The following is an 11,057-nucleotide window of genomic DNA, read 5'->3' as shown; positions in this document are numbered from 1 at the left end:
GACATTTTGGCATTCCGCTTTTTACTGTTGGACAGACTGGTCAGCGAGGATACGCGCCTCGCAAAGTCCCCACAAGACTGAGCAGTCACCCCTGTCAAGCGCCCTGTCCTACGACTTTGGGCCAAGAGCCACGGCGCACAAGGGCTTGACTGTTCACAATCGAAAGAAAAAATGTCTACAATTTTTCTTCAGCGGGTACTTTGAAACATCGAAGGATCAGTCAGTGGCAGCAACCAACGCGGTTGACCCGCCTGCAATCCTCCGCGCCGCGAACGATCCACCACCCAGCCACGAGCCTCGATCTGCTGGCCCTTCAGAGCTTGCAGGCGTGCATTGTCAAATTGTCCGACCAGATTGGGTGCAACGCGCAATACAAGTGAGTCCTGCAACTCGATCCAGATTCCACCGCGATTGCGCTGCACCTTGCTCACACGACCGCTGACCACGGCAAAACCAGAGCGCTGGATCTGCTCTGCTTTCAGTACAGGAGACTGCCGCCAGACGCCTCGACCCGCCTGACGCGCGCTGCGCTCGGCGGCTTGCTGACAGGCAACCAGATCGACATTCGGTGCCACCGCGACCTGAAAACCCAGGCCATCGGCGAGCATTTGCGCTTCGAGACTGGCGCCGCTGACGTTATAGAGGTGAGCGAGCGTACGCCCGTAATGGTCTTTGACTTGCTTGCCGAGGCGCAAACCGACTCGTCCGCCGCTATCGGCCACCAGCGCCTCAAGGCGTTTGCGTGCCGCCACGGCAAACGGTTCATCGCTGCGACCCTGCTTGCCCAGTTCAGGCGTGTTGAGGCCGATCATGCGCACACTGCGACCGTCGGTCAGGCGCACGGTATCGCCATCGATCACGCGCTGCACCGTCACCGTGGTCAGTTCCGAAGGCGTCGGGCAGAAGGCCTGCGCGCCGGACAGCCAAATCGCGGACATAAAAAAGGCGCCCGCGAGGGACGCCTTTTTCAGCAGTGAGGAAAAGCCCACCGGGCTCTTCAACCTTACTCTGCTGCTGGAGCAGGTTTCTTGCCGAAAGCACCGAAACGGTCGGCGAAGCGCTGAACGCGGCCGCCAGTGTCCAGAGTTTTTTGCTTACCGGTGTAGAACGGGTGGCATTCGTTGCAAACGTCGATCGCCAGAGGCTTGGCCAGGTTCGAACGAGTTTCGAACTTGTTGCCACAGCTGCAGGTAACTGCGGTGACTTCGTATGTTGGATGAATATCAGCTTTCATGATGTCTTCCTCAGGCTAGCGTGCCGCCACTCAACACTATTGTTGAATACCGCACGTAATTAGGCCGCGGATTCTACCAGACAATGTCAATCGCGCAAGCTGTCCCTTAGACCGACCGTCTGCTAGGCTCCCGACCCAATACGCGATCCTCTGTAGGAGCGAGCCTGCTCGCGAAAACGATCTATCAGCCAGCATTTTCTTCGCCTGACACACCGCTTTCGCGAGCAGGCTCGCTCCCACAGGCTATTTACACAGTCCTTTTAATCGTCCGTTGATAGAGATCCCCCCGCGTGCCCGACGCCATTCTGCGCCTTGCCTTGCCATCGCCCTTGCGCCGCCTGTTCGACTATCGAGCGCCGGTCGGCGTGCTGCGCGAGCAATTACAACCGGGCATGCGTCTGCGCGTCCCGTTCGGCCGGCGCGAGATGATCGGGATTCTGGTCGAGGTCACCGACACCAGCGAAGTGCCGGTGGAAAAACTCAAACCGGCGCTGGCCCTGCTTGATGCCACGCCGCCGCTGCCGCCAGCGCTGTTCAAGCTGTGCCTGTGGACTTCCCAGTATTACCAGCACAGCCTCGGCGACACCTTGAGTTGGGCACTGCCGGTGTTGCTGCGTCAGGGCGAACCGGCCGAGGCCCGGCAGGAACGTTTCTGGTCAGTGGTGCCGGGCGCCAGCGTTGATGACCCGCGTATCGCCCGCGCACCGCGCCAGCGTGAGGCGCTAACCACATTGGCTCAACACCCGCACGGTGTCGCCCATCAGTTGCTGAGCAAACTGATGTTGAGCAAGGACAGCCTCGATCTGCTGCTGGCGAAAAATCTGGTGCAAGTGGAAATCCGCCGTCATGCACCGGGCGCACGCCATGAACATTGGCTCGCGCAACCGGAGTTGCCACTCAATGCCGAACAACGCGCCGCCTATGAAGCGATTCGCGCCGGCTTCGACAGTTATCACGCCTTCCTGCTGGCCGGCGTCACCGGCAGCGGCAAGACCGAAGTCTATTTGCAGTTGATCCGCGAAACCCTTGAGGCCGGCAAGCAGGCGCTGGTGCTGATCCCGGAAATCAACCTCGGCCCGCAGACACTCGCCCGCTTCGAACAGCGTTTCAATGCGCGCATCGCCCTGCTGCACTCGGCGGTCAACGATCGCGAACGCCTCGACGCCTGGCTCGCTGCACGCGATGGCGAGGCCGACATTATTATCGGCACCCGTTCGGCGCTGTTCACGCCGATGAAGAATCCGGGCCTGATCATCATCGACGAAGAACACGATGGCTCTTATAAACAGCAGGAAGGTCTGCGCTACCACGCCCGCGATCTGGCACTGGTACGGGCGCGGCAGGAAAACATCCCGATCGTCCTTGGCTCCGCGACACCTTCGCTGGAAAGCCTGCACAACGCCTACACCGGCCGGTACGGTCTGTTACGCCTGAACGAACGCGCCGGCGGTGCCAAGCAGCCGCGCTTCCTGCGCCTGGACGTGAAAAGCCGTCCGCTGGACAGCGGCATTTCCGGGCCGATGCAGCAAGCCATCGGCCAGACATTGGCGAATGGGCAACAGGTGCTGGTGTTCCTCAACCGTCGCGGCTTTGCGCCAACGCTGCTGTGCCACGATTGCGGCTGGATGTCCGAGTGCTCGCGTTGTGATGCGCGAATGACCGTGCACCAGCGCTACGGCGAACTGCGCTGCCACCACTGCGGCAACGTCGAACGCACGCCGCGCCAGTGCCCGAAGTGCAACAAGGTCGATTTGCGCCCGGTGGGTGCTGGAACCGAGCGCGCCGAAGAGCGCCTGGCGATCCTCTTCCCCGATTACCCGGTGCTGCGGGTCGATCGCGACAGCACTTCGCGCAAGGACGCGATGAATCAGTTGTTCGCAACGATTCAGAAAGGCCAGCCGTGCATCCTGGTCGGCACGCAGATGTTGGCCAAGGGGCACCACTTTCCACGGGTCACGCTGGTGTCGATTCTGGATGCCGACGGCGGATTGTTTTCCGGTGACTTCCGCGCCAGCGAACGCATGGCGCAGTTGATCGTGCAGGTCGCCGGGCGTGCCGGGCGGGCAGAAGAGCCGGGCAAGGTGATCATCCAGACCCACCTCGCCGACCATCCTTTATTGGTGCAACTGACCGAACAGGGTTATTTCGCCTTTGCCGAGCAGGCCCTGAGCGAGCGTCGCGCCGCTGGTCTGCCGCCGTTCGCGCATCTGGCGTTGCTGCGCGCTGAAGCGCACAAGCCGGGGCAGGCTGAAGGTTTTCTTGACGAGGCGTGCAGCGAGGCCGAGCGTTTGCTGGTCGAGCAGGGGCTGAGCGGGATTGAATTGCTCGGGCCGGTGCCGGCGCCAATGGAACGACGCGCCGGGCGTTATCGTGCGCAGCTTTTGTTGCAGGCGACTGCACGGGCACCGCTGCATCGATTGCTCGCCAGTTGGCTGCTGGTGCTGGAGCAGATGCCGAGTGGACGGGCGGTGCGCTGGTCTTTAGATGTCGATCCGGTCGATTTGTATTGACCTGAAGATCGCCTTCGCGAGCAGGCTCGCTCCTACAAGGGATTGATGCCAGACACATAATGTATAAACGCCGCAGATCCAATGTGTGAGCGAGCCTGCTCGCGAAAGCGGTCTATTTGTCACCACACATCCACATCCTGCCTGCTAAGGTTGGCAAGCCCGTCTTCGCAACGGATAATGCCCAGTTTTTCCACCCGCGCATCGATGCGCCGCCGCGCTTGCGGTCGAAAGAGAAGACCATGAAAGACACCATTCGCCAGCTGATCCAACAAGCCCTCACCCAACTCGTCAACGAAGGTGTGTTGCCTGAAGGCCTGACGCCGGCGATCCAGGTGGAGAACGCCCGCGACAAGACCCACGGCGACTTCGCCAGCAACATCGCGATGATGCTGGCCAAGCCTGCTGGCATGAAACCGCGCGATCTGGCGGAAAAAATCATCGCCGCACTGCCGGCTGACGAAAACGTTACCAAGGCCGAAATCGCCGGCCCGGGCTTCATCAATTTCTTCCAGAACACTCAGGCTCTGGCTTCGCGCCTCGACGCCGCGCTGGCCGACGCCCATGTTGGCGTACGCAAGGCTGGTCCTGCGCAGCGCACCGTGGTCGACCTGTCGGCGCCGAACCTGGCCAAGGAAATGCACGTTGGCCACCTGCGCTCGACCATCATCGGTGACGGCGTGGCCCGCGTTCTCGAATTCCTCGGCGACGAAGTGATCCGTCAGAACCACGTCGGCGACTGGGGCACCCAGTTCGGCATGCTGATGGCCTATCTGCAGGAAAACCCGATCACCAGCGACGAGCTGTCCGATCTGGAAAACTTCTACCGCGCCGCCAAGCAGCGTTTCGACGAGTCCGAAGAATTCGCCGACCGCGCCCGTGGCCTGGTGGTCAAGCTGCAGGCCGGCGACGCCGAGTGCCTGGCGCTGTGGACCAAGTTCAAGGACATCTCGCTGTCGCACTGCCAGAAAATCTACGAACTGCTCAACGTCAAACTGACCATGGCCGACGTGATGGGCGAAAGCGCTTACAACGACGACCTGATCAACGTGGTCAACGATCTGAAAGCCGCCGGCATGCTGGTCGAGAGCAACGGCGCCCAGTGCGTGTTCCTCGACGAATTCAAAAACGCCGACGGCGACCCGCTGCCGGTGATCATCGTCAAGGCTGACGGCGGCTACCTGTACGCCACAACCGACCTGGCGGCCGTGCGCTACCGCAGCGGCAAGCTGAAAGCCGATCGCGCGCTGTACTTCGTCGACCAGCGTCAGGCCCTGCACTTCCAGCAAGTGTTCGCCGTGGCGCGCAAGGCCGGTTTCGTGACCCATCCGATGGAAATGGAACACATGGGCTTCGGCACCATGAACGGCGCCGATGGCCGTCCGTTCAAGACCCGTGATGGCGGCACCGTGAAGCTGATCGACCTGCTGACCGAAGCGCAGGAACGTGCCTACAACCTGGTGAAAGAGAAGAATCCGGAGCTTGCCGAAGACGAACTGCGCAACATCGCCAAAGTCGTCGGCATCGGCGCGGTGAAATACGCCGACCTGTCCAAGCACCGCACCAGCGACTACAGCTTCAACTTCGACCTGATGCTGAACTTCGAAGGCAACACCGCGCCGTACCTGCTGTACGCCTACACCCGCGTCGCCGGTGTGTTCCGCAAACTGGGCAAGGACTTCAGCGAAGTCGACGGCCAGATCGTTCTCGAAGCGGCACACGAGCAAGAGCTGGCAGCGAAACTGGCGCAGTTCGGCGAAGTGCTGAACAACGTGTCCGACAAAGGCACGCCGCACATTCTCTGCACCTACCTGTATGACGTCGCCGGTCTGTTCTCCAGCTTCTACGAGAACTGCCCGATCCTCGCCGCCGAAACGCCGGCCCAGATGCAGAGCCGTCTGCGCCTGGCCGCGCTGACCGGCCGCACCCTCAAGCAAGGCCTGGAGCTGTTGGGTCTGGAAACTCTGGAGCGTATGTAAGTTGGCTGCCAAGAAAAAACCTGCACCCAAGCGTGGCGCCAGCCGTTACCAAGCTCCTGCGAAGCAACCGATTCCGGGTTGGCTGTGGATGGCCATCGGCCTGACGGTCGGTGCGTTCATCGTGTTCCTGATGAAGCTGGAGCCGGGCAAGGGCAGCGACACGGTCAAGCGTGAGAAGGTCGAGCAGGCGCAACAGCAGAAAGCGTCGAAGATCGCCGAGGCCAACAAGACCCCGCCGAGCCCGACGCAACCGGTGAAGCCGAAGTACGACTTCTACACCCTGCTGCCGGAATCGGAAGTGATCGTGCCGCCGGATGCCGTGCCGGAGAAAACCCTGCCGACACCGCAAGTGCCGACGACTCCGGTCACTCCGGCGGAAGCGGCAAAAATCGACACCGCACGCGCTCAAGCGGCACTGGCCGGGATTACCCCGCCGCCAGCGCCACCGGTGGCCAAAGCGGCGCCGGTGACGAAGTTCTTCCTCCAGGCCGGCTCGTTCCGCAAAGAGACGGATGCCGACAAGGTCCGTGCGCAGATCATTCTGCTCGGGCAGGCGGTGGCGGTTGAGTCCGGCACGGTCAAGGATGAAACCTGGTATCGCGTTTTGGTCGGCCCGTTCAGCAACCGCGAACAGCTGACCACGGCGCAGAAACAACTGGCTGGCGCCGGTTTCAGCAACCTGTTGTTACAACAACGCCAGAGCCGCTGACAGTTCCCCGTGGGCACCTCACTCCGAGGCTGCCCACAATCACTGTGGTGAGGGGATTCATCCCCGACCGGCTGCGCAGCAGTCGTAAATCCAGCGTTCGCGGTGTGTCAGTCTTACCGCCATTGCAGGATTCAGGGGCGCTTCGCGCCCCATCGGGGATAAATCCCCTCGCCACAGTCATCACACACCATTCGTCTCCCATTGACCCTCCCGGTTGAAATCCTCTCCACCACCCCCATATGAATGGGCATAAGGCATTTTCGCCCTGCAGTGTGGAGACTCTTCCCTTGACCACCATCGTTTCAGTCCGCCGCCACGGCAAAGTCGTCATGGGCGGCGACGGCCAGGTTTCTCTCGGCAATACCGTGATGAAAGGCAACGCGAAAAAAGTGCGTCGCCTGTACCACGGCCAGGTCATCGCCGGTTTCGCCGGTGCCACCGCCGACGCCTTCACCCTGTTCGAACGTTTCGAAGGCCAGCTTGAGAAACATCAGGGCCACCTGATCCGCGCCGCCGTCGAACTCGCCAAAGAATGGCGCACCGACCGTTCCCTGAGTCGCCTCGAAGCCATGCTCGCGGTCGCCAACAAGGACGCCTCCCTGATCATTACCGGCAACGGTGACGTGGTCGAACCGGAGAATGGCCTGATCGCCATGGGTTCCGGCGGCGGGTACGCGCAGGCAGCAGCCAGCGCCCTGCTGAAAAAGACCGATCTGTCGGCCCGGGAAATCGTCGAAACCGCCCTCGGTATCGCCGCCGACATCTGTGTATTCACCAACCACACTCAGACCATTGAGGAGCAGGATCTCGCTGAAGAAGCCTGATACGGCCCCTGCGCCACGGCTTTTTTCTGCTTGAGGACCGCCAATTATTATGTCCATGACTCCCCGCGAAATCGTCCACGAACTCAACCGCCACATCATCGGCCAGGACGATGCCAAGCGCGCCGTCGCGATTGCCCTGCGCAACCGCTGGCGCCGCATGCAGCTGCCTGAAGAGCTGCGCGTTGAAGTGACCCCGAAGAACCTCCTGATGCTCGGCCCGACCGGTGTCGGTAAAACCGAGATCGCCCGTCGTCTGGCGAAACTGGCCAACGCGCCGTTCATCAAGGTCGAAGCGACCAAGTTCACCGAAGTCGGCTATGTCGGCCGTGACGTCGAATCGATCATCCGTGATCTCGCCGATGCTGCGATCAAGATGCTGCGCGAGCAGGAAATGACCCGCGTTCGTCACCGCGCCGAAGACGCCGCCGAGGACCGTATCCTCGACGCCCTGCTGCCGCCGGCTCGCATGGGCTTCAGCAATGAAGAAGCGCCAAGCTCGGATTCCAACACCCGTCAGCTGTTCCGCAAGCGCCTGCGCGAAGGTCAGCTGGATGACAAGGAAATCGACATCGAAGTCGCCGAAGTGGCCGGCATCGAAATCGCCACGCCGCCCGGCATGGAAGAGATGACCAACCAGTTGCAGTCGCTGTTTGCCAACATGGGCAAGGGCAAGAAGAAGTCTCGCAAGCTCAAGGTCAAAGAAGCACTGAAACTGGTGCGCGACGAAGAAGCCGGGCGTCTGGTCAATGAAGAAGAGCTGAAAGCCAAGGCGCTGGAAGCCGTCGAGCAGCACGGTATCGTGTTCATCGACGAGATCGACAAAGTCGCCAAGCGCGGTAACGTCGGCGGCGCTGACGTGTCCCGTGAAGGCGTGCAGCGCGACCTGCTGCCGCTGATCGAAGGCTGCACCGTCAACACCAAACTGGGCATGGTCAAGACTGATCACATCCTGTTCATCGCTTCCGGTGCGTTCCACCTGAGCAAGCCGAGCGATCTGGTGCCGGAGCTGCAAGGCCGTCTGCCGATCCGCGTCGAACTCAAGGCCCTGACCCCGGAAGACTTCGAGCGCATTCTCAGCGAACCGCACGCCTCGCTCACCGAACAATACTGCGCACTGCTGAAAACCGAAGGCCTGAACATCCAGTTCCAGCCGGAAGGTATCCAGCGCATTGCCGAGATCGCCTGGCAGGTCAACGAGAAAACCGAGAACATCGGTGCCCGTCGTCTGCACACCTTGCTTGAGCGTCTGCTCGAAGAGGTGTCGTTCAGCGCCGGTGATATGGCCAGCACGCACGATGAGAAGCCGATTCTGATCGACGCGGCGTACGTCAACAGCCACCTCGGCGAATTGGCGCAGAACGAAGACCTGTCCCGCTACATTCTGTAGAGCGGCAAGCTGCAAGCGACAAGCTACAGGCTGAGTTAAGCTTGCAGCTTGTTGCTTGCAGCTAAAGGCTGTTTCTATGATTCCTACCGACATCAAACTGCACAAAGCCTCGAAAACCCTGACGCTCACCTACGCGTCCGGCGAGGAGTACACCTTGCCCGCCGAATTCCTGCGCGTGCATTCCCCCTCCGCCGAGGTCCAGGGCCACGGCAAACCGATCCTGCAATTCGGCAAGCTCAATGTCGGTCTGAGCAAGCTGGAACCGGCCGGTCACTACGCACTGAAACTGACCTTCGACGACGGTCACGACAGCGGCTTGTTCACCTGGGAATATCTCTACGAGCTGGGGCGACGTCATGACGCACTCTGGGCCGATTATCTGGCCGAGCTCAAAGCCGCCGGAAAAACCCGCGATCCGGACGAGTCGATCGTCAAGCTGATGCTCTAGTCCGAGACTCTTGCTCTTTAGAGGGCATTTTCTAAATTCATCTGTTTGAATGCTCCGCTGCGTCGTCGAGGATCGGCCCGCTTGCGAAAAAAATTAAACTCGGGTAACCAATGGAGCTGGCAAGTTCCCTGCAGTGCTCTACGACTGTAAAGCAGCTATGCAGAATTAACGGTCACCCGAGCAGTAGTACCTGGCATTGGCTGTGGAACTGCACAGCAGAAAACCGGGTACTCGTCTCAGGACAATGGAGCGTCGTAGATGAGTAACAAGAATAACGATGACCTGAAGTACCAAGCCTCGGAAAACACCCTGGGGCTTAATCCCGTCGTTGGGCTACGCGGAAAGGATCTGCTGGCCTCTGCTCGTATGGTGCTGAAACAGGCCATTAAACAACCGATCCATAGCGTCAAGCACGTCACCCATTTCGGCCTCGAACTGAAGAACGTGTTGTTCGGCAAATCCGAACTGCAACCGGCCGGCGATGACCGTCGCTTCGCCGATCCTGCGTGGAGCCAGAACCCGCTCTACAAACGTTATCTGCAAACTTATCTGGCGTGGCGCAAGGAACTCCACGCCTGGATCGATGACAGCAGCCTGTCACCCAAAGACATCGCCCGTGGGCATTTCGTCATTAACCTGATGACCGAAGCCATGGCCCCGACCAACACGGCGGCCAACCCGGCGGCGGTCAAACGCTTCTTCGAAACCGGCGGCAAAAGCCTGCTCGACGGCCTCTCGCATCTGGCCAAGGATCTGGTACACAACGGCGGCATGCCGAGCCAGGTCAACATGGGCGCATTCGAGGTCGGCAAGAGCCTTGGTGTCACCGAAGGCGCCGTGGTGTTTCGCAACGACGTGCTGGAGCTGATCCAGTACAAGCCGATCACCGAACAGGTTCACGAGCGTCCATTGCTGGTGGTGCCACCACAGATCAACAAGTTCTACGTTTTCGACCTCAGCCCGGACAAGAGCCTGGCGCGCTTCTGCCTGCGCAACAACGTGCAGACGTTCATCGTCAGCTGGCGCAATCCGACCAAGGCGCAGCGCGAGTGGGGTCTGTCGACGTACATCGATGCGCTGAAAGAAGCGGTCGATGTGGTTACCGCCATCACCGGCAGCAAAGACGTGAACATGCTCGGCGCCTGCTCCGGCGGCATCACCTGCACCGCCCTGCTCGGCCACTACGCGGCGATCGGCGAGAAGAAGGTCAATGCCCTCACGCTGCTGGTCAGCGTGCTCGACACCACACTGGACAGCGACGTCGCGCTATTTGTCGACGAGCAGACCCTGGAGACCGCCAAGCGCCATTCGTATCAGGCCGGCGTGCTCGAAGGCAAAGACATGGCCAAGGTCTTCGCGTGGATGCGGCCGAACGATCTGATCTGGAACTACTGGGTCAACAACTACCTGCTCGGCAACGAGCCGCCGGTGTTCGACATCCTGTTCTGGAACAACGACACCACACGGTTGCCGGCCGCGTTCCACGGCGACCTGATCGAAATGTTCAAAAACAACCCACTGATTCGCCCCAACGCACTGGAAGTGTGCGGCACGCCCATCGACCTCAAGCAGGTCACCGCCGACATCTTCTCGCTGGCCGGCACCAACGACCACATCACGCCGTGGAAGTCCTGCTACAAGTCGGCGCAGCTGTTTGGTGGCAAGGTCGAGTTCGTGCTGTCGAGCAGCGGCCATATCCAGAGCATTCTCAACCCGCCGGGTAATCCGAAATCGCGCTACATGACCGGCGAAGAAATGGCGGCTAATGCCGATGACTGGCAAGAGAACTCGACCAAGCACACCGATTCCTGGTGGCTGTACTGGCAGACGTGGCAAGCCGAGCGCTCGGGCAACCTGAAAAAAGCGCCAACCAAACTCGGCAACAAGGCATATGCGCCAGGTGAAGCATCGCCGGGTACTTATGTTCACGAGCGGTAACTGACACACCTCATTTCCCCCGTGGGAGCGG

9 protein-coding genes are annotated in these 11,057 nt (G+C 60.6%); 7 read left to right on the top strand and 2 right to left on the bottom strand.

Going from position 1 to position 11,057, the window contains the following annotated elements; all coding sequences use genetic code 11:
- Positions 1-188: 188 nt before the first annotated feature.
- The gene (locus tag ACIONG_RS23925) at positions 189-938 is read right to left on the bottom strand and encodes a thermonuclease family protein (RefSeq protein ID WP_401303106.1); all 750 of its coding nucleotides are present in this window, start codon (positions 936-938) and stop codon (positions 189-191) included.
- Positions 939-1,003: 65 nt separating this feature from the next.
- Positions 1,004-1,234 (bottom strand): 50S ribosomal protein L31, encoded by a 231-nt coding sequence (gene rpmE, locus ACIONG_RS23920; protein WP_103305455.1) that lies wholly within the window; start codon positions 1,232-1,234, stop codon positions 1,004-1,006.
- A 290-nt stretch (positions 1,235-1,524) separates the two neighbouring features.
- Between rpmE and ACIONG_RS23915 the strand changes: the two genes are divergently transcribed.
- The 7 genes from ACIONG_RS23915 (at position 1,525) to phaC (ending at position 11,026) form a co-directional block, all read left to right on the top strand.
- Positions 1,525-3,744, top strand: coding sequence for a primosomal protein N' (locus ACIONG_RS23915; RefSeq protein ID WP_315445293.1), 2,220 nt, complete (start codon positions 1,525-1,527; stop codon positions 3,742-3,744).
- 239 nt (positions 3,745-3,983) lie between these two features.
- A complete protein-coding gene (argS, locus tag ACIONG_RS23910; RefSeq protein ID WP_401303103.1) occupies positions 3,984-5,720 on the top strand; it encodes an arginine--tRNA ligase in 1,737 nt (578 codons plus the stop codon).
- Between the two features lies 1 nt (position 5,721).
- Entirely contained in the window at positions 5,722-6,429 is a 708-nt protein-coding gene (locus ACIONG_RS23905; RefSeq protein ID WP_103307342.1) for an SPOR domain-containing protein, read from the top strand.
- A gap of 287 nt (positions 6,430-6,716) precedes the next feature.
- Entirely contained in the window at positions 6,717-7,253 is a 537-nt protein-coding gene (hslV, locus tag ACIONG_RS23900; protein ID WP_003220875.1) for an ATP-dependent protease subunit HslV, read from the top strand.
- Positions 7,254-7,302: 49 nt separating this feature from the next.
- The gene (gene hslU, locus ACIONG_RS23895; protein WP_401303101.1) at positions 7,303-8,640 is read left to right on the top strand and encodes an ATP-dependent protease ATPase subunit HslU; all 1,338 of its coding nucleotides are present in this window, start codon (positions 7,303-7,305) and stop codon (positions 8,638-8,640) included.
- Positions 8,641-8,716: 76 nt separating this feature from the next.
- Complete coding sequence (locus ACIONG_RS23890) at positions 8,717-9,088, top strand: gamma-butyrobetaine hydroxylase-like domain-containing protein (RefSeq protein ID WP_103307344.1); 372 nt, start codon at positions 8,717-8,719, stop codon at positions 9,086-9,088.
- A 258-nt stretch (positions 9,089-9,346) separates the two neighbouring features.
- Entirely contained in the window at positions 9,347-11,026 is a 1,680-nt protein-coding gene (gene phaC / locus ACIONG_RS23885) for a class II poly(R)-hydroxyalkanoic acid synthase (protein ID WP_103307345.1), read from the top strand.
- Positions 11,027-11,057: the final 31 nt, after the last annotated feature.

Source organism: Pseudomonas sp. NPDC087817 (assembly GCF_044742875.1).
In the GTDB taxonomy this organism is placed as follows: Bacteria; Pseudomonadota; Gammaproteobacteria; order Pseudomonadales; family Pseudomonadaceae; genus Aquipseudomonas.
Note: the sequence above shows the minus strand (reverse complement) of the source record. Positions and strands in the feature narration are given on the sequence as shown.

What these genes read in the sequence shown, in the direction of transcription:
- ACIONG_RS23925 (WP_401303106.1), bottom strand. Translation starts at nt 938, where the DNA reads ATGTCCGCGATTTGGCTGTCCGGCGCGCAGGCCTTCTGCCCGACGCCT.
- rpmE (WP_103305455.1), bottom strand. Translation starts at nt 1,234, where the DNA reads ATGAAAGCTGATATTCATCCAACATACGAAGTCACCGCAGTTACCTGC.
- argS (WP_401303103.1), top strand. Translation starts at nt 3,984, where the DNA reads ATGAAAGACACCATTCGCCAGCTGATCCAACAAGCCCTCACCCAACTC.
- hslU (WP_401303101.1), top strand. Translation starts at nt 7,303, where the DNA reads ATGTCCATGACTCCCCGCGAAATCGTCCACGAACTCAACCGCCACATC.
- ACIONG_RS23890 (WP_103307344.1), top strand. Translation starts at nt 8,717, where the DNA reads ATGATTCCTACCGACATCAAACTGCACAAAGCCTCGAAAACCCTGACG.
- phaC (WP_103307345.1), top strand. Translation starts at nt 9,347, where the DNA reads ATGAGTAACAAGAATAACGATGACCTGAAGTACCAAGCCTCGGAAAAC.